Origin of the sequence: Peribacillus sp. NPDC097895 (assembly GCF_050277555.1) — a bacterium.
Taxonomy (GTDB): Bacteria; Bacillota; Bacilli; order Bacillales; family DSM-1321; genus Peribacillus.
This window is the reverse complement of record NZ_JBNNSH010000004.1, coordinates 170,292-188,685: the sequence shown is the minus strand read 5'-3', so window position 1 is coordinate 188,685 and position 18,394 is coordinate 170,292. Positions and strand designations below refer to the sequence as shown.

Sequence of the window (18,394 nt, the reverse complement as noted above, 5' to 3'; positions counted from 1 at the left end):
ATGAGACTGATTAAGAAACAATTTAGAAGTGAAAGGAAGATGAAATTGGAGAAAAAATGGTGGAAAGAAAGTGTTGTTTATCAAATTTATCCTCGGAGTTTCATGGATAGTAATGGGGACGGAATTGGAGATTTACGTGGAATTATTTCAAAACTTGATTATTTAAATGAATTAGGAGTTAATGTCGTTTGGCTATCACCTGTTTTCAAATCTCCAAACGATGATAATGGCTATGATATTAGTGACTATCAAGACATTATGGATGAGTTTGGTACCCTGAATGACTGGGATGAACTTTTGGAAGGATTACATTCACGCAATATGAAATTAATGATGGATCTAGTTGTTAATCACTCATCAGATGAACATAAATGGTTCATTGAATCCCGATCATCAAAAGATGATCCGTACAGAGACTACTATATTTGGCGCCCCGGCAAAGATGGAAAAGAGCCAAACAATTGGACATCAGTTTTTAGTGGTCCAGCTTGGCAATATGATAAAGAAACAGATGAATACTACCTTCATCTGTTTAGCAAAAAACAGCCTGATTTAAATTGGGCAAACCCTACAGTAAGAAAAGAAATTCATGACATGATGATATGGTGGCTTGATAAGGGCATTGATGGTTTTCGAATGGATGTGATTAACCTCATTTCCAAAGCGGAAGGATTGCCCAGCACTCCAGGCGGAAAGCGATACGACTGGGGTGGCGATTTCTTTATGAATGGTCCTCGTGTGCATGAGTATCTACAAGAGATGAATCGTGAGGTACTTTCGAAATATGACATGATGACAGTCGGCGAATGTCCTGGGGCATCCGTTGAAGATGCCACTAAGTATGCGAATAGTGAAGGTACTGAACTAAATATGATTTTCACATTCGAACATATGGATTTAGACTCAGGACCAGGCGGAAAATGGGATGTAAAGCCTTTAAATCTGGACGATCTTAAAGAATGCATGACAAAATGGCAGAAAGGATTGGAAGGAAAAGGATGGAATAGCCTTTATTTAAACAACCATGATCAACCAAGAATGGTCTCTCGCTTTGGCAATGATACATCTTACCGAGTAGAATCCGCAAAAATGCTTGGAACATTCCTTCATATGATGCAGGGAACGCCTTATATTTATCAAGGTGAGGAAATAGGTATGACAAATGTTAAATTTTGTCTTGATGATTATAAGGATATTGAAATTCTGAATATGTACCGTGAAAAAGTTATAGAGGGTCAAGAGGATAAAGCTAAAGTAATGGAATCCATTTATATTAAAGGCCGTGATAACGCTAGAACTCCTATGCAGTGGGACAATAGTAAAAATGCTGGTTTTACAACAAGTACTCCTTGGTTAAAAGTAAATCCAAACTATAGAGAAATTAATGTGAAACAATCATTAGAAGACTCGAATTCTATCTTTTACTACTATCAAAAACTAATTAAGTTAAGAAAAAAATATGACGTAATTGTGTACGGTGCATATGATCTTATTTTAAAAGAAAATGAGCAAATTTATGCGTATATACGTACTTTAGATAACGAAACATTACTTGTTATTTGCAACTTTACAGGGGAAGCAGCCTACTTTGAATTACCAGAACACATTAGCTGTGAAGCTAGCCAACTGCTAATCAATAACTACGCGGATCAAAACAGTGATGAAATTTCTTCTAATACATTAAAACCTTATGAAGCGCGCGTTTATCTCTCGAAGTAACGAAAAAAAGTAACCTTGATCGTTTTTGACTTTATGCAGAGTTCACCTTTTGATGAACCTATTCTTTTTAAGCATATGCATCGTAAGGTTCGTGTGCGAGGACTTACAATTAATATTCTAAAGCTAGATATACGGATACTTTCAGATTAAAAAGGCATGTGTATAGGAATAAAAAATAACTTTAAATCCGAAAAACTTACCCATTAGGTAAGTTTTTCTTTTTTTTCATTTTAAATTACCGATAACAATACTAGTGAATTTAAATGGGTTATTATCATTCATGTTTCTTGCCTTACGATGTGGATGTAATAACCCGAGACTTTGCGATTATTTTAACTCTTCTATTTCATTCTTTAAAAAGTTCAACATCTTTTTCCCACCTACAAATAAAAGCACCCCATTTAATGGATGCTTAGATTTCCTTTCTTTCGTAATCTTATTTCAAATTTATCACTGAAAAATTCATTGGCATTAAATAAAGTACTAATGTCTGAAATATCACCTACATTCACAATTAAAGCTTCGTCAACTTCTTGATCTGTGAGAACTATGCGATATTCATATTGATTTTCAAAGTACTTATCTTTCCAGAAATAAATATCTGTCCCTTGATTTTTATAAGAGCTCATCCTAGCTGTGGAATTGATGTTATAATCATCATATTTTACCAACCCACCTCTGTAAGCATACCCTTTTTCATTGAGTGTTTTAGTAATTCTGTCAATAAATTGCGATGGGGTAACAAAAATTAATCTATCTCCGAACTCGCTGATCATTTTATCGATTTGTTCTTTAGGTAAATCAAATTTGGTATAGTAATACTTTTCATCCTCCATAACCACTTTTAACATATCGCCGACAATTGCAAACATACAATATAATGGTCTTTTTTCATTTATATTTTTTCTGAAATTCATCTTTTTAGTTCGTCCCGACATTTTTAATTCCTGGGTATCTTGAGTAAAGAAATTCATTGTTAATTCCGTAAAAACATGTGCTGCTTCAAATTTGTCTCCTACACCTTTTTCTCCTGAAGCATTTTCCATATCAATATACTTTTTGAAATTATTCATATATAAATCTCCGGACAAGAAACTTTCCACAAAAGGTGTGAACTTTATAAATCCAAAAACTTGACCTTTAAATCCAACGTCTGATATTTTCATACTCTTCATTCCCTCCTATTTGACTACTAAATTCGACAAAAGGGACTATTCACCGGTATTTATTCCAAGACTATTAAGGAACGTTTACTGTTAGTGAACATGTAAGAATGTATGCCTAGTTTACAAAGAATATACTTCGATAAAAAACGCTTAACCAAAGGATAGACAATCTTTCTTCTTTACAGTCTTCTCTTTAACCTCTCCTGATTTCATAATCTCTCCCTAATAAAAAAAGCACCAAATTTAATGGATGCCCCAAATTTATCTCGTTTCATATTTCAATTAAAATCCTTGTATAAACGATTTGAAATATAATGTTTTTTTTACTTTCTTGCAATTGTTTTTCCATACCTAGGTCTTCACCCTTTCCCATGTTCTTTATAATTTCTAGTTGGGCTATTTTATTTCAGCTACTTACAAACTGAGTGGCATAAAAGCCATGCATATGATTAAAAAGAAACAGGTTCATCAAGGGGTGAAGTCTGCACAAATCCATAAACGTTAGGATTAGCTTCATAAGTTAGCAATTTAATGGAATCACACTTTGTTTCTAACGAGCGATTTTTGCACCAGAACCCTTTTATAAAGGAATGTTGGAAATTAACAATTGAGGGGATTGTAGAATACAGCAACATTAGTTTCTTTCAGGAAACCATTTACTCTATAGCCTTTATAGCATAACTGAACAGTTCTTACTTGCTAGATGGTAATTCCTTTTCTAACTTGGAATGCAAGCAAGAACTGTGCTCTGCCTTTTTTGTGAGTCTAAAATAGTTACGTAATATTATCGATTATTCGAGTTTGATTCACCTGAAGAATATAGGAACCTACTGACATGGATGTTAATACGCAGCATTACCTGATCCATTATTCTTATTTTATTTCCTTTATTGAGTTCCTTTTACCTTGTTAAATAAAGAATGAAGTTAGGAGTTATCTTTTTTATTAAGTTCTGTTTGCATTTTATGTTGTGCGTTTTAATTCATTTATTAATCGGAAAAACTCTACCTTTTTACGGTTTTTTAATGTGTCATCGATTTGTTTTTCATTTTGGGCTTTCCTGTAATCGGCAAGGGCTTTTTTTAGTACCATTTCAGCGATTACTTCAGGTTCCAGTAGCGTTCCAGGCAATTGCTTCTCCATTAGAAATAAACTCCTTTACCTTTTTTCTATTATACTGAGTACCTTGAGGATTATTATTATTTTGTAAAGTGCTTGTCTGGCTCCTTTTTCTATTTTCATCGGAATTATCACAACGGGCAAAAGACCCTTAAAAGGATAGTTGTGTGAAATTATTCTTTCTGTTCCAAATTTTTGTCCACTTATCAAGTAATCCTCAAAGTTCAATAAAATGGCCTTCATGGCTTGGCTCGAGTTTCCCATTTCTTTAATCCTTTTCAGAAAGTCCATGAACAAAATCACCAGTAAATCCTCGACTTTCCACTCTTCATCCATCAAGTATGGGGAAATGTCATTCAGGAATACCTCGCTTTAAAGTAGATTAATTCTTTTAATTCTTTTTTCTATTTTTAAACAACTTTATTATTCGTGAACACCTCAATAAGTAAAACAAAAACCCGAAATACAGACGCTCATGTTTGAGTGTCTGTATTTCGAGTAGTCATCCCATTGAATGGGTGCTTTTTAATTCCATTTATTTTTCTCTTTGTTCCGTTTTCCACCATAGGGAATCTTTTGGATTTTCAACAGCTTCTTGATAATCAGATTTAGAAGCAACTGTTGGGTAAGAACCTTTTAGGGATTTTCCTGAGGTACTATTGAACAAGAATAATATCACTAAAAATCCGATAATATTCACGGCTGTTAGATAGAAACCAGGTGCTAAGTTATTCCCCGTTTGGTGAACTAACCATGTGGAAACTAATGGGGTAGTTCCACCAAATATTGAAACCGAGACATTAAAGGTCACTGATAATGTTCGATATCGAATATCAGTATAGAACATGGTTGGTAACGATCCAGGCATTGTGCCTTCATAAATTGAAAGCAGAACTCCTAGAATTAGAATACCTAACGAAATAAATACTAAAGCATTCAAGTTTATTAAATAAAAAGCAAGGGCAGATAATAAGGATAATCCGCCTAAACCGATTAAGAAAACAGTCTTATTTCCAATTTTATCACTGAGCTTTCCAAACATTAAAGTAAGTGGCACCATAATAATCATTAGAATCGTAATTAATAGGGTTCCTACTGTACTAGATAATCCAATAATCTCATCTAAATAAGAAGGCATGTATGATAATAGCATATAGCTTGTAATATTAAAGAATGCAACAGCTACAAAACATACAAGAATATCTTTTTTGTGATTTTTAAAAATAGATAGGAAGCTTTCCTCTTGTACTTCATCATCAGAAAGTTCATTTTCAAAAATCGGTGATTCTTCTAAACTTTTTCTTAAGTACAACCCAATAAGCCCTAAAGGTAAGCCGAGTAGAAACGGTATTCTCCAACCCCATGAGGCCATCTGTTGATCAGATAGAGTGATAAAGAGTGTACTGGCAAGTATTGAAGCGAATATATAACCAATGAGCGTACCAATTTCTAATCCACTTCCAAGCATATTACGTTTATTGTCTGGAGAAGATTCTGCAATATAGACCATTGCACCAGCGTATTCGCCACCAGTTGAAAACCCCTGAATAATTCTAGCTATTAATAAGAGTATAGGTGCCCATATACCGATTTGATCATATGTAGGTAATAAACCGATTAGTAATGTTGAAAAAGCCATTAAAATAATCGTGGTTGTTAAAACGACTTTTCTTCCTAATTTATCTCCGATTTTACCAAATATAATACCGCCTACTGGGCGCATTAAAAAGGCAATCGCAAATGTTGCAAAGGTGAACACTAATTTTAGCTCATCATTCTCAACAGCACTAAAAAAGTTTTGACTAATGATAACAGCTAAATAAGAATATAAGCCAAAATCAAACCACTCCATAGCGTTTCCTACCCCTGTAGCAAACACACTTTTCTTCGCTTTTTGAATATCTACAACGTTGATTTTTTTCTTGTTAAATTTCATTTTATCATGTCATCTCCATGGGATATCATTATGCAAGAATGAGAAATAAAGGCAAACTGGAGTACAGGTATATTTTGGTTATTTTTCCTATAATACCCTAAATAAATTTTTGTCTTCTTATGAAAACAGTTCCAACAACATTAGACTAACTTCACCAGAAATCGAAAAGTCTTTGGACATTAATTATTTTGATACAAAAACAGAAAAATATTCATTTTTTTGCTTACAATAGCTCTTTTGGTTGGTAGGTCCCCTGCTTTCTTCTTGTGTCGTTATGTGAACTAAGGATGTATATGAGATACAAGGAAACAGAGGTGAAAATTATGAACAAAGAGCAAGTACTTTCTATACTTAAAAAATACGCTCCTATTCCCGATGATGATGATTTAACTGAGGAAATGATAGATGAGTATGCAAGTGCAATTGAGTATTTTGAGGAACATCCTCATGTTAGTTGTATTGAACCTATTATGATGACCTTCAGTATAGATAATTGTTATGGAGTATTTGATCATGCAGTAGATGTGTTAAGAAATTTAACTAATGATCAGGTAGTATCACATTTAGTCGAAGCAATTCAAAGTAAACATGAGGGTAGAAGATAATGGGGAACAGAAATAGCTCAATTCTTTCTTGACGAAAGATTGCTTGACCCTTTATCGATCATGTATTGATGACCTAAATGAAGAAATCAGAGCTTACGCCATTTTTGCTTTAAGTTGTATTGGTAGTAAAGTGGTTTTATCGAGGGTGCGTGTAAGATTAGTAAAGGGACAAGACGAAGAGGTGTGCGAAGAATTAAAACAAGCCATTTCAAAATTTGAGACCATTAATTAACCTCTTCTTAATATTGTGGGATATCAAATAAACCGTAACATTCCTTCTAGTCACTCTTATATTTCGTAAAATAGATATTTTACGCAAAGATTACTGATATAATTTGCCACACTCTCTTTCTCATCATAAATCTAGAGCATATGTAAAATATGGTTTCAATTAGGCAGTAACTCTAGGACAAAAGGAAACTATCTTATATTTATAGAGATCACTTTAAATATTATATATTCTAACGAGGTGCATGGTCTTGAATATGCCCCTCTTTTTCGAGTGATAAATCAATAAAGAGAACTGATGTCGATATATCAGTTCTCTAGTTAAAATTTTTTCTATATTCTTTATTTGTTATATGAGAAGAAATTTATAGTGGAATTAAAAAAATCAGTCCCTACTGAACCTTCCCATTATTCTTTCTTGTCATTATACTCCTGGTTATTCTTTTCTGAAATTCGTCTTTGATTGGCTTTCGTTTCAGCATTCACATGGTTTGCATCATTTCGTTTATTTTTTTTAGAACCGCCTGCATCATTACTCATACTTACTCACCTCCCGCAGCTTATATACGTATGTTAGCTTACACTTGCCTCCAAATTTTATGCGCCTCACCTGGATGTAGCACATCGCTAACTAGCATAAAGACATCCCGTACAGACCGCGGACAACATATTTCAATCACCAAATAAGAGCAAACCCGTTTAGAGTCCGCTCTTGTAATGATTCAAAAATATCCCCATCAAAACTTATGAACTTAATAAAAAAGGCATCATCTCCAAAAAATTTTTAAGAGATGATGCATTCTTAATTTAGTCGTAAAAAAATTAAGCGTTTGTTTCTATCTTGCCTCTAATTCCTGTCTAATCTTGCTTTCATTTTTTTATATTTAACGTATTTAAACAAAATAATTGCTCCTACAGCAAAGAAAATTGCAGGTAACCAAGTGAAGCAAAATTTGATGGCAGCTAATGATTGAGACGTTTGTTCCGCATTTGCTACATAACCAGCAGCACCTAAAATTAATGATGGAATAAAGCTGCCTAATCCCGCACCCAACTTAATACAGAAAGAAATTCCCACTGCTGTCAAAAATCCGCTGGCTCTAACACCATTCTTCCACTCGCCATAGTCGACTGTATCTGAAAGCATTACAAAAGGCAAAGTAACTGTTATACCCCTACCTAGTGACGCTACTGTCCATCCAATAATAATCATCGTGATGTTACTTCCAGCGAACCTAATAATGATTTGACCCAGGGTTGCCAATGACAATCCAATAATTTGTGTATGGGATTTTATAAACCGTTTAACTAGATATGCAGCACTGTTATAGAAACCATTTGGACAACCACTAGACCATTTAATATAGAGGCCAAATTCTTATTTCCTAAATTAAACTCACTCCCCTTTCTATTGCAGATCATATGAGCAGTTATCTATCTTTTTTTCTACATGACCTCATTGTACATAATAACTTTTTTATTTTACTGCCACGAAATAAGATTAATAAAGTCCCCTTATGCAACAAACTTTAGGAAGATAAAAATGGGTCATGAGAAGATTGATTTACTCTCTTTACCTAATTAATCAAGGAGCTACAATCTCTGAAACTCTGACAAAACCGGTATGACCCGAATGACCCTTTATCGAAAAGTGAACCAAAGAGATTAGAAACACCTCGTTGAAATCCAGCGAGGTGTTTCTGACTTTATTGTCACTTTGCAATATAACCTTTAATAAGTATCTTACGAATTGTTTATCTGAAACAACGCCCGACTTAAGGCCATTATGTGAGTTTTAAATATCCAACAGAAAAATATTGATATTTTCACACAACGTTCAAATATTAATGAAAACGCTTTCAGTTATTAGTGTATACTATATATTATGATACGTTGTATTTTTTACTAATCATCATAAATAAATGATTTCTAGCATAAAAGTAACTTTTATAACGCCAAACAGGAAGGAGCTGATCAGATGATATTAAAATCATTAAAAAAAAATGGGATAATGACAATCACTTATTTTAAAGATGGTTTTTTAGAAACATGTAAAGGCAATATGTATAAACTTAACCTTAATGAACAAACCCTATCCATAAAGGATAATAATCAAAAGATCTTCTCCATTCGTTTATCACACATCAAGGAAATACATTAACTTAGCTAGAAACGGCCTTAGAGGAAAATCGAGGTTTTCAAGAAAATCCATCTTTATTTTGATGCTTACAGAGCTAGATAAGTGTCAATCTCCTCCGGTATGGACTTTCCCATCTAACCAGATGGGAAACATCCATACCTACTTTATAATCATTTTTACAGATTTAATCCGGTATCGACCGATCCTCTATAAACTGGTGAACTACCACAGCGATTTCTTTTTGACCATCAAATACCTCTACTAGTTTATTAAAATAAGGCTCTTCTTCCGGTTTTAACCCACTCTTAGTTTGTCCGTCTACCCTTTTCAAGATTTCATTTCGAGCAGAATAAAGCTTTTCTAATAATTCATCGATTCATTTGACGCTCTTTAAAGCATCCTAACAGATCTTCAACTTTTTCTTAAGTGACGTGTAGAAAACTTCATCTTCTTCAATTCGAGCTGAAATTTCACGTTTAATGGAATGTTCAATTTGAGCAGCCATGGTCGCGGGTAAAACATTTCCTTATATTCCTCCATAAAAGAGGCATCTAGAATGGAAAACAGATCTCGGACCGTTTCCCCAAAAACTGAAATGTCTAAGCCGTCTTCGACCGCTAATTGCCGAATCAACCCTAAATAATGGACACAGTAAAAAAAAGGCCCTTATTGGGGCTGTTTTTATTTAGATAATATTAAATTAAATTAAATCCTATGACCAACACTAAAAGATAAATAAACATAGAGTATAAAGTTAAGATGTATTCTTTTTCTTCTCTTTTATATTTCCATTCCATGAAAGCACGAAAACTTGATGAAATAAGAAAGTAGCCAATAAGCCAGGGGATAAGATTATCAACAAACCATATTGATATAAGAAATGCTATTATCATAGCCATTTCAGTCCATCTCTGAAATGGATTGACACCTTTATAAAAAGACCACTTACTTTTTTCGATCTTAAATTTCTTCTTCAACCAACGTTCAAACACTATTGCAATGATAAAAAAAACTATAATAAAAATGATGTAATTTAACAAAAAACTCACCTGCCCTAACTACCAATTATATCCTTAATTAATTTAAAAGTCTTTCCTGAGTTCCTTTCTGCCAGTACAGATAAGGACTTTTTTGTAATATTAATGTGTAAAAAATAATGAAGTCATTTATTTTTGCTTTCAAAAACATAAAGGAATTACTGTTAGATATCATAGTAACTTCTTTTTAATTATTTTTAACATTCACTTTAGCTTAGTCTTTAATATAAAAGTAGATAATACAGATATTTAATTCATCTTGAACTAAGGCTTCTTATTTTAGAAACTATCTAATAACTTTTATATTTTTTTCTACAGCACAAAGTAGTTTATAAAAATATTGAATAAGTTCATGCTCTTTTAGAATGGTTTCTTCCATCTTAAGTAATGTTCTTTTTCCTATACGACGTTCTAATAGACAAAGAATTCTAATCAAAGCATCCGAAGACTTTAATAATTCCTCAATTATTATATCGAAAATACATTGAATGTACGATAATGTTATGAACCACACATTCAAAAAACCATCAAATTGTGGCTTTCTTATAAACTAACACACCTGTTAATTCTATAAAACTTATTGTTGAGTTGACACAAACTATGCAATATCCTTTTATTCATAAAGCTTTTTGGCTATCTCATCTAGAGTTTTGGATATGTTTGAAAGTATTATTAAGAGATGGATAGGAAATCCTATTGCAAGTCCCACCAATGGAGAAAAAGTTCCAGCAAAAAAGAGTGCGATTACATAACGTTTATCACGCCTAAATCGTGAAATCCCCTTCGAGTCTTTGCTCAAAGGGGATTTCACGATTTAGAAGATTGTCTTGAATTGTTCCTGCAATGCTTTTGTAACCGTGCCCGTCGTGCCGTCTTTGATTTGTTTGTCGTCTACGCGAACGATTGGTGTGATTTCTAATGTTGTGCTTGTAATGAATATTTCATCCGCCTTGACCATTTGATCCGGCGTAAACTGTTTTTCTACAAATGGAATTCTGAGATACCCTGCCAGGTTTTTCACTACCATTCTCGTAATTCCGGATAAAATATGTTTGGAAAGTGGTGTAGTGATTATTGAGGAATCCTTTACGATGTATACAGTGGAACTCGTTCCTTCGGTCACTTTACCATCTCGAACCAGAATCGCTTCCAAAAACCCTTGTTCATACGCCAATTGCTTGGCCAAAATGTTAGGTAGCAGGTTCAGCGATTTGATGTAGCAGTTTTCCCAACGCTCATCAGGATGCAAGATGACACTTGCTCCTTTATCCCCAACCGGAGTGCTTCGAAAAGGTTTGGCAGTCATCGAAACAGATACTGGACCATCCGGGAATAGATGATTCCTCGGTGCCATTCCTCTTGTCACTTGCACATAAAGGTCCAGATTCGTTAAACCGCTTTTTTGAATCAACTCCAACATGGTGTTCTTGAGGGCTTCCCGATTAGGATCAATACGTAATTTGATAGCATCAGCGCTTCGATACAATCGATCCAGATGCTCATCCATCATAAAAGGTTTGCTATCATAAATTCTAATAACCTCATAGACACCGTCACCAAACTGATGGCCTCTCTCATCAATAGGAATGACCGACTCATTTGGTTCAACAAATTTCCCGTTAAAATAAGCCGAAATCATTTCAAAACTCCTCCTTAGTAGATGATTCCAACAAAATATGATAAGGAATCGCCTCTCTAACTCTTCCCTTATTTCCTTCAGTTGTAGTCGCCTTGCAAATAGAATTCCAAATCGCCTCTTCCACAGCCTCAACGGTCATCTCAAACAGCTGGGAAATCCACTTTCCGTCCTCTCTCATAAACGAATAGGATATATTTCCTTGATGCGGTTCGTGAGGGATTCGATGTGCCGTAGAGAAAGCGATGACGATATCACCACTTCCATGGGCCGCATAAGAACCGACTCGAGAAAGTCCGAAAACTGCCCGTTTAGCTAATCGACCAAGTTGTCTCTCGTTGAGTGGCGCATCCGTTGCGAGAATGATCATGATTGATCCATCAGGCATTTTTTCCTTTTCTCCTGAATCGTGTAACCAGCCGCCACCAGGGACACGCAAATCTTTCTCTTCGCCAAAATTGCTGACCACCAGCGTTCCAATGGTATATGACTGTTCTCCAAAGGAAGCAATTCTCGAGCTTGTTCCTACGCCACCCTTAAATCCTAAACAGGACATCCCGGTTCCCGCCCCAACACAACCTTCCTCCACCATTCCCGAGCTGGCAGACTGAATCGCTTGACGGGCATGTTCCGGTCTGACATGTAATCCACGGATATCATTGAGGTATCCGTCATTGCATTCTCCTACGATGACATTAACAGTACCTGTTGTATCACCGATTTGAGGGTTTTGGTCGAGGAGATAACGAATGGTGCCTTCCAAGACCGCCGGGATAGAAAATGTATTGGTTAAAAGAATCGGGCTTTCTATTACACCTAGTTCCTGCAACTGAATCATCCCCACAGTTTTGCCAAATCCATTGATCACATAGGAGCTTCCAAACACCTTTTCTTGAAATAAACTGCCCGAGTGAGGAAGGATTGCGGTTACTCCTGTTTGAACGATTCGATCTTCTGCTTTTTTATAGGAAAGAGTCGTATGTCCAACCCTGACTCCGGGAACATCCGTGATTGCATTATTCGTTCCCGTTTCATATCTTCCAATGTTTATACCAAGGTCACGAAGCCGTACTCTAATCATCATCTACACCACCAAAACTTTTCTGCGCTTACTGACCTTTGACTAGTTTATTTTTCGTATATAGCGTTTGAAGGAACAACTCTCCTTTTCTTGAAATAGTCGTTCCTGACCGTCCTTGACGTACATTCAATAATTCTAATTGGTTGAGCACATCCAATCGCGATCTTAACTGCTGTTCGGAAAGAGTAATACCTTTTTCCTGAAGTCTTTTCTTTACGATAGCACGGCCATAAGATGTATGTTGCTTCTTCCCTTGATCAAACACCTCGAGAATCGACAGGCTTTCTTCCAGGAAACCATGCTCTTCAATATTCACAATCAGCTCATTTAATTCACTCTCGGCCATTTCTTGCGGAATAGATTCCACGGCTGCTTTTTGAAGTCTACCCTTCATATAAAATGGCAATAACTCTAAAGTTATTTCTTTTTCTTCCAAACAGGCAATATATGAGAGCGCATTAAACAATTCTTTTACATTCCCTGGCCAAGGATATTGTTGTAGAAGTCTTATCATATCGGGCGGAATAACCAAATCCTCCCGATGCAAATGGGACTGCAGGTACGTTTGAATGAGTGGCTCAAAATCCTCCTTGCGCTCTGACAAAGGCGGAACTTTGTAGGTTAAGGCGGCCAGATAATAAAATAAATCCTTACGAAATTTGTGTTCCTCCACTGACATTGAAAGATCGGTATCGCTGGTCGTAATGATTCTTACCTGAACAGGAATCGGAGAATGCCCATTTATCCTAAAAATTTGACCTTCCTCAAGTGCCTGCAGGAGTCTGCCTTGCAAGGAAACAGGTAATTCATCAATTTCTTCAATGCACAACGTTCCTCCATTAGCCAATTCAAACAGGCCGGGAGATGTCTGTCCCTCGGATTCTGTTCCAAACAATTCCCTTTCCAGCACGTCCATTGGCCTTGCAGCACAATTGATATTGAGGTAGGGTCCAGCCTTAACCCGAGAATCGTTGTGCATCGCCTGCGCAAGCATTCTTTTGCCCGTACCGGTTTCTCCGAATATATGCACAGGGTCACTCGTTTTAGCAAGCTTCCTTGCAATGTATAAAACATCGTTCATCGCTTGACTATGTGCGATCACGTCTTTAAAGAAATACTTGGCGGTTTTTCCGCCTGTATACTCTGTCCATTTGCTAAAAGTAGAGTCAATCGTAAAAGTAGTTTTTCCATTGGATAAAGCGACAAGGGATTTCATATAGCGATTGGCCAGAAAAAATTGCTGACAATCTAATCCCAGTGCCTCAAATATTTCAAAAACGGTTTCCAAAGCAAGAACACGATAGCCAATATCGATCACTTTCATGTCTCCTTCGGGAACGAGCTGCATCTCTCCGGGGGTAATTATATAATCGATTTGCTCCGGAATCGGAGTATCGGGATCATATGCGTAATAGTTATGCTCAAATACAGTCTCCCGAAGCACTTGAATCGTTTCGTCCGTGGTATGCTTCGTATCATTTACGACTAAAATGTTCTTTCCTTGTGGAGCATAAAGTAGTTTTTTTATGTTTACAAAATTTAGCCCTCTTTTAGCCTCAATAGTCCTTACCCCTTTTGGCAAGAAAGGCCGAACAAGTGGGTGAATGAAGTTGGCTCCTAATAAAACGATTTCATCTTCCGAAATCGTTTCCCTCGCCAAGTTTTTAATGGAAATCGGACGAATCTTGATTAAATCCCCAGCAATCCCTATCATCTGTTTTGAGATCGTCGACAAATATTCATCCTGAATTGAAATAATCGTTACTACTTTATCAACCAAAGTATCTTTCACTCCTAACTTTAAAGAAACCAATCATCATTCCTATTATACATACAAATGACAGGCGGAAAAATGACCAGGCTCGATTTCCTTCAGTTCAGGAACAGTTGTTTTACAAATTTCCATACATGACCGGCAACGAGGATGAAACGTACATCCTGTTGGGGGATTCGATGGACTAGGAATATCCCCTTCCAGAATAATCCGATCTCTCTTCATACGCGGATTGGCTACGGGAACTGCGGACATTAAAGCCTGAGTATAGGGATGTAATGGACTTTTATATAGAGATTCCTTCTGAGCCATTTCCACAATTTTTCCTAGATACATGACGCCTACACGATCGCTGATATGCTCCACCACACTCAAGTCATGAGAGATAAAGAGATAAGTCAGCCCGAGTTCTTTTTGCAAATCCTGCATGAGATTCAGTACCTGGGACTGTATGGAGACATCCAACGCAGAAACAGGTTCATCCGCCACAATGAGCTTCGGATTTACGGAAAGAGCCCTTGCGATTCCTATTCGTTGTCGTTGACCTCCGCTAAATTCATGGGCATAGCGGTTTGCGTGATAACGAGTAAGGCCGACATACTCTAATAATTCGTGAACCCGTTTCTCTCTCTCTTTTCTTGCCATCATATTATGAACAATCAAAGGTTCTGCAATGATTTCTCCGACCGTCATCCGAGGATTGAGGGAGGCGTAAGGATCCTGAAAAATCATCTGAAAGTCTTTTCTGACTTCTCGCAACTGTTTGTCGTTTAACTTGCTGATATCTTTCCCGTTAAACCAAATTTCGCCTTCCGTTGGTGCCAATAGCCGCATCATCATTCGCCCTGTTGTGGACTTTCCGCATCCGCTTTCCCCAACTAATCCCAGTGTTTCTCCTTTTTGAATGGAAAGGGAAACCCCATCAACAGCCCGGACATTTGATTTTTTCTGCCCGAACAATCCTTTGCTAATGGGAAAGTATTTCTTTAAATTCCTGGATTCTACTAACAGCTCTGCCATTTATTACGCCTCCTTTGCCAATTCGCTCTGATACAGGAAACACCGACATCGGTGCCCTTCGGCGATTTGTAGCAGATCTGGATCTTGTTCCTGGCAAATGTCCATTGCTTGAGAACAGCGTGGAGCAAATTTGCACCCTTTTGGCATATTCGTGGGAATAGGAACGTTGCCGGGAATGGATTCAAGCCGATTCGTTTTCTGACCCATCTTTGGAACGGAGTTAAGCAACCCCTTGGTATAAGGATGTTTTGGATTTTCAAAGATCTCCAATATATCGGCTTCCTCTACTACTTTTCCAGCATACATAACCACGACGCGGTCACACATTTCTGCTACAACACCTAAATCATGTGTAATCAGCATAATAGCTGTCCCTTTTTCTTCTTTCAGCTTCCTCATTAGTTCCAGGATCTGAGCTTGAATCGTCACGTCAAGAGCGGTTGTCGGTTCATCTGCGATTAACAGCGTTGGGTCACAGGACATCGCCATAGCTATCATAATTCTCTGCCTCATACCGCCAGACAACTGATACGGAAACTCGTCAATAATCTCTTCTGCACGAGGGATTCCCACTAATTTCAACATCTTGATCACGTGTTCCCTGGCCTTTTTCTTGTCATACTTTAAATGAAGCTGTACAGCCTCGCCAATCTGCTGTCCGATTTTATAGACCGGGTTCAATGAGGTCATGGGTTCCTGGAAGATCATTGCAATTTCGTTACCGCGTACCTCTCTTATTTCATTTTCTGACAGGGATAAAAGATCCTTTCCCTCGAATCGAATCGAACCATCTACCACTTTTCCCGGTGTATCTGTGAGCAGACGCATGATAGAAAGGGATGTTACACTTTTTCCGCAGCCTGATTCGCCTACGACTCCGAGTGTCTCTCCTTTGTTTATATACAGATCAACACCATTAACTGCAGGTACAGGACCTTTGTCTGAGAAAAAATAGGTTTTTAAATTGGATATTTCCAATAGCTTGTTGTTGTTCATATGATCGCTCCCTGTCTATTAATCTTTTAACTTCGGATCTAGGGCATCCCGCAAACCGTCACCCAGCAGATTGAAGGCAAGTACGGTAATGAAAATGGCGAATCCCGGAAAAAAGGTGACATGCGGGGCTGTATTCAAAAAGTCCCTGCCGGAGCTAAGCATCGCACCCCACTCCGGTGAAGGAGGCTGGGCACCCAATCCTAGAAAGCTAAGGCTGGCAGCCGTTAAAATCGAGGTTCCTATCCGCATCGTAAAATACACAATAATGCTGGACACTGTACCTGGGAAGATATGCTTCCAAATAATACGTCGCGGGGGTGATCCAATGGATCGTGCTGCCTCGACAAACACGGTAGATTTGATTGAGAGAGTGCTACTTCGTACAATTCGTGCAAAAATCGGAATACTAAAAATTGCTACTGCAATAATGACATTCCCCAGACCCGGCCCTAAAATGGCAATAATACCAATCGCAAGCAGAATTCCGGGGAAAGCGAATAATACATCACAAAACCGCATGATGAGGCTGTCTATCCATCTTCCATAGTAACCGCTGATTAGACCAAGGATGGTTCCAGCAATGGCTCCCACTAACACGGAAGTCAATCCAACTAAGAGAGAGATTCTCGTTCCTTCGAGAATCCTGCTGAATATATCTCTACCGAAAGCATCCGTTCCAGCCAAGTGTTCCATAGAGGGAGGACTCAAAATATTATCGTAGTCCGGCTCCACCGCAGAATAGGGAGCGATAGCAGGACCGAACAGGGCGATTAAAAACAGTAAAACAATAAAGCACGCAGCTATCATGGCCAATCGCTGTTTTTTAAACTTCCTACAAAACTCCAAAAACGGGGTGCGTACCTTCTCTACTTCTTGTTGAGTAACATGTTCATTCGGTTGAATAACTACACCGCTATTTGCCAATTTTCATTCCCCCTTTCACTATTCGTAACGAATTTGCGGATTCATTACCCCATACAGGATATCTACTAGTAAATTAATCAAAATGAACTCCAAAGCAAAAAGTAACATTTCCGCCTGTATCATTGGGTAGTCGCGGAATGATACCGAATCAATTAGTAACCGTCCCAATCCTGGCCAACTGAATACTGTCTCTACCACGATGGATCCTCCCAATAAAAATCCAAACTGCAATCCTGTCATGGTAATCACGGGAATCATTGCGTTTTTTAAAGCGTGCTTCCATACCACCACGTTTTCCTTCAATCCTTTTGCTCTTCCAGTACGAATGTAGTCTTCTTTTAAAATGTCCATCAGGGAAGAACGTGCAAAGCGGGCAATGACGGCAGCTACTCCAGCACCTAAGGTAATGGACGGTAAAACATACGCTTTCCAGGAGTCACTGCCTCCTGTTGGAAACCAGCCCAGCTTAACTGAAAATAATTGAATCAGCATTAAACCTAGCCAAAAAGACGGTATCGAAATGCCGGATACTGCACTAAACATGCCTGTGTAATCCTGCCATTTATTCCGCTTTGTTGCCGAGATTACACCAATTAACAGACCGAATACGATTGCCCAGACCATACTCCAAACTGTCAGCCAAAAAGTAGGCATAAATCTTTGTGCAATCTCATCATATACAGGTCGCTTCGTTTTCATGGATATACCCAATTCGCCTTGGAACAGATTGCTTATGTAGGTGATATACTGTGTCGTGATTGGTTTATCCAGACCAAGCTGTTGGCGCACAAGCTCCACATCCTGTGGACCTGCATCCGGGCCAGCGACAAGCCGTGCAGGGTCGCCAGGAATCATATGGACAAACATGAAAATAAAAATGGAAACGATCAACAGAATAGGAACGATGCCCAATAAACGCTTTACACTATAACGAAACATACCCCGCCTCCTTCTGATTCCTATCTTCAAGTAGGGCGATCGCCAATCGTCAATTAGCGACCGCCCACTATTTC

At 37.5% G+C, this 18,394-nt stretch carries 16 protein-coding genes and 2 pseudogenes; 4 read left to right on the top strand and 14 right to left on the bottom strand.

The features are described from left to right. Positions 1-45: 45 nt before the first annotated feature. Positions 46-1,719, top strand: coding sequence for a glycoside hydrolase family 13 protein (locus ACQKMH_RS20015; RefSeq protein ID WP_427589161.1), 1,674 nt, complete (start codon positions 46-48; stop codon positions 1,717-1,719). 401 nt (positions 1,720-2,120) lie between these two features. Here ACQKMH_RS20015 and ACQKMH_RS20010 read toward each other — a convergent pair whose 3' ends face one another. Further along, a complete protein-coding gene (locus ACQKMH_RS20010; RefSeq protein ID WP_427589160.1) occupies positions 2,121-2,885 on the bottom strand; it encodes a hypothetical protein in 765 nt (254 codons plus the stop codon). Between the two features lie 406 nt (positions 2,886-3,291). On the opposite strand from ACQKMH_RS20010, the pseudogene ACQKMH_RS20005 reads away from it, so the two are divergent. After that, a pseudogene (locus ACQKMH_RS20005) lies at positions 3,292-3,390 on the top strand (IS6 family transposase); the annotation flags it as partial. Between the two features lie 458 nt (positions 3,391-3,848). On the opposite strand, the gene ACQKMH_RS20000 reads toward ACQKMH_RS20005, so the two are convergent. The 3 genes from ACQKMH_RS20000 to ACQKMH_RS19990 all read right to left on the bottom strand — a co-directional run bounded on the left by ACQKMH_RS20000 (position 3,849) and on the right by ACQKMH_RS19990 (position 5,940). Continuing rightward, entirely contained in the window at positions 3,849-4,028 is a 180-nt protein-coding gene (locus tag ACQKMH_RS20000) for an IDEAL domain-containing protein (RefSeq protein ID WP_427589159.1), read from the bottom strand. Between the two features lie 15 nt (positions 4,029-4,043). Continuing rightward, complete coding sequence (locus ACQKMH_RS19995) at positions 4,044-4,295, bottom strand: hypothetical protein (RefSeq protein WP_427589158.1); 252 nt, start codon at positions 4,293-4,295, stop codon at positions 4,044-4,046. A 244-nt stretch (positions 4,296-4,539) separates the two neighbouring features. Further along, a complete protein-coding gene (locus ACQKMH_RS19990) occupies positions 4,540-5,940 on the bottom strand; it encodes an MFS transporter (RefSeq protein WP_427589157.1) in 1,401 nt (466 codons plus the stop codon). A 323-nt stretch (positions 5,941-6,263) separates the two neighbouring features. On the opposite strand from ACQKMH_RS19990, the gene ACQKMH_RS19985 reads away from it, so the two are divergent. After that, positions 6,264-6,545: a hypothetical protein gene (locus ACQKMH_RS19985; RefSeq protein ID WP_427589156.1), complete on the top strand. Its 282-nt coding sequence runs from the start codon at positions 6,264-6,266 to the stop codon at positions 6,543-6,545. A 636-nt stretch (positions 6,546-7,181) separates the two neighbouring features. On the opposite strand, the gene ACQKMH_RS19980 is transcribed toward ACQKMH_RS19985, so the two are convergent. Both ACQKMH_RS19980 and ACQKMH_RS19975 read right to left on the bottom strand, forming a co-directional pair. Next, on the bottom strand, positions 7,182-7,313 hold the full coding sequence (locus ACQKMH_RS19980) for a hypothetical protein (protein WP_427589155.1): 132 nt from the start codon (positions 7,311-7,313) through the stop codon (positions 7,182-7,184). A 307-nt stretch (positions 7,314-7,620) separates the two neighbouring features. After that, positions 7,621-8,136 carry an MFS transporter gene (locus ACQKMH_RS19975; protein WP_427589367.1) on the bottom strand — a complete coding sequence of 172 codons (516 nt, stop codon included), beginning with the start codon at positions 8,134-8,136 and terminating at the stop codon, positions 7,621-7,623. A 612-nt stretch (positions 8,137-8,748) separates the two neighbouring features. On the opposite strand from ACQKMH_RS19975, the pseudogene ACQKMH_RS19970 reads away from it, so the two are divergent. Then, positions 8,749-8,934 (top strand): annotated as a pseudogene (locus ACQKMH_RS19970) (YolD-like family protein); the annotation flags it as partial. A 674-nt stretch (positions 8,935-9,608) separates the two neighbouring features. On the opposite strand, the gene ACQKMH_RS19965 reads toward ACQKMH_RS19970, so the two are convergent. The 8 genes from ACQKMH_RS19965 to gsiC all read right to left on the bottom strand — a co-directional run bounded on the left by ACQKMH_RS19965 (position 9,609) and on the right by gsiC (position 18,320). Further along, positions 9,609-9,905: a DUF4181 domain-containing protein gene (locus tag ACQKMH_RS19965; protein WP_427589366.1), complete on the bottom strand. Its 297-nt coding sequence runs from the start codon at positions 9,903-9,905 to the stop codon at positions 9,609-9,611. Positions 9,906-10,764: 859 nt separating this feature from the next. After that, complete coding sequence (dat, locus tag ACQKMH_RS19960; RefSeq protein WP_427589154.1) at positions 10,765-11,589, bottom strand: D-amino-acid transaminase; 825 nt, start codon at positions 11,587-11,589, stop codon at positions 10,765-10,767. A gap of 1 nt (position 11,590) precedes the next feature. Beyond that, positions 11,591-12,667, bottom strand: a complete 1,077-nt coding sequence (locus ACQKMH_RS19955; RefSeq protein ID WP_427589365.1) for a P1 family peptidase — start codon at positions 12,665-12,667, stop codon at positions 11,591-11,593. Between the two features lie 28 nt (positions 12,668-12,695). After that, positions 12,696-14,447 (bottom strand): sigma 54-interacting transcriptional regulator, encoded by a 1,752-nt coding sequence (locus ACQKMH_RS19950; RefSeq protein WP_427589153.1) that lies wholly within the window; start codon positions 14,445-14,447, stop codon positions 12,696-12,698. Between the two features lie 45 nt (positions 14,448-14,492). Then, positions 14,493-15,461 carry an ABC transporter ATP-binding protein gene (locus tag ACQKMH_RS19945; protein ID WP_427589152.1) on the bottom strand — a complete coding sequence of 323 codons (969 nt, stop codon included), beginning with the start codon at positions 15,459-15,461 and terminating at the stop codon, positions 14,493-14,495. Between the two features lie 3 nt (positions 15,462-15,464). Further along, complete coding sequence (locus tag ACQKMH_RS19940) at positions 15,465-16,457, bottom strand: ABC transporter ATP-binding protein (RefSeq protein ID WP_427589151.1); 993 nt, start codon at positions 16,455-16,457, stop codon at positions 15,465-15,467. 18 nt (positions 16,458-16,475) lie between these two features. Continuing rightward, complete coding sequence (locus ACQKMH_RS19935) at positions 16,476-17,381, bottom strand: ABC transporter permease subunit (RefSeq protein ID WP_427589150.1); 906 nt, start codon at positions 17,379-17,381, stop codon at positions 16,476-16,478. A gap of 18 nt (positions 17,382-17,399) precedes the next feature. Continuing rightward, entirely contained in the window at positions 17,400-18,320 is a 921-nt protein-coding gene (gene gsiC / locus ACQKMH_RS19930; protein WP_318290724.1) for a glutathione ABC transporter permease GsiC, read from the bottom strand. Positions 18,321-18,394 lie beyond the last annotated feature (74 nt).

What these genes read in the sequence shown, in the direction of transcription:
- ACQKMH_RS20010 (WP_427589160.1), bottom strand. Translation starts at nt 2,885, where the DNA reads ATGAAAATATCAGACGTTGGATTTAAAGGTCAAGTTTTTGGATTTATA.
- ACQKMH_RS20000 (WP_427589159.1), bottom strand. Translation starts at nt 4,028, where the DNA reads ATGGAGAAGCAATTGCCTGGAACGCTACTGGAACCTGAAGTAATCGCT.
- ACQKMH_RS19995 (WP_427589158.1), bottom strand. Translation starts at nt 4,295, where the DNA reads ATGGACTTTCTGAAAAGGATTAAAGAAATGGGAAACTCGAGCCAAGCC.
- ACQKMH_RS19990 (WP_427589157.1), bottom strand. Translation starts at nt 5,940, where the DNA reads ATGAAATTTAACAAGAAAAAAATCAACGTTGTAGATATTCAAAAAGCG.
- ACQKMH_RS19985 (WP_427589156.1), top strand. Translation starts at nt 6,264, where the DNA reads ATGAACAAAGAGCAAGTACTTTCTATACTTAAAAAATACGCTCCTATT.
- ACQKMH_RS19980 (WP_427589155.1), bottom strand. Translation starts at nt 7,313, where the DNA reads ATGAGTAATGATGCAGGCGGTTCTAAAAAAAATAAACGAAATGATGCA.
- dat (WP_427589154.1), bottom strand. Translation starts at nt 11,589, where the DNA reads ATGATTTCGGCTTATTTTAACGGGAAATTTGTTGAACCAAATGAGTCG.
- ACQKMH_RS19955 (WP_427589365.1), bottom strand. Translation starts at nt 12,667, where the DNA reads ATGATTAGAGTACGGCTTCGTGACCTTGGTATAAACATTGGAAGATAT.
- ACQKMH_RS19945 (WP_427589152.1), bottom strand. Translation starts at nt 15,461, where the DNA reads ATGGCAGAGCTGTTAGTAGAATCCAGGAATTTAAAGAAATACTTTCCC.
- ACQKMH_RS19940 (WP_427589151.1), bottom strand. Translation starts at nt 16,457, where the DNA reads ATGAACAACAACAAGCTATTGGAAATATCCAATTTAAAAACCTATTTT.
- gsiC (WP_318290724.1), bottom strand. Translation starts at nt 18,320, where the DNA reads ATGTTTCGTTATAGTGTAAAGCGTTTATTGGGCATCGTTCCTATTCTG.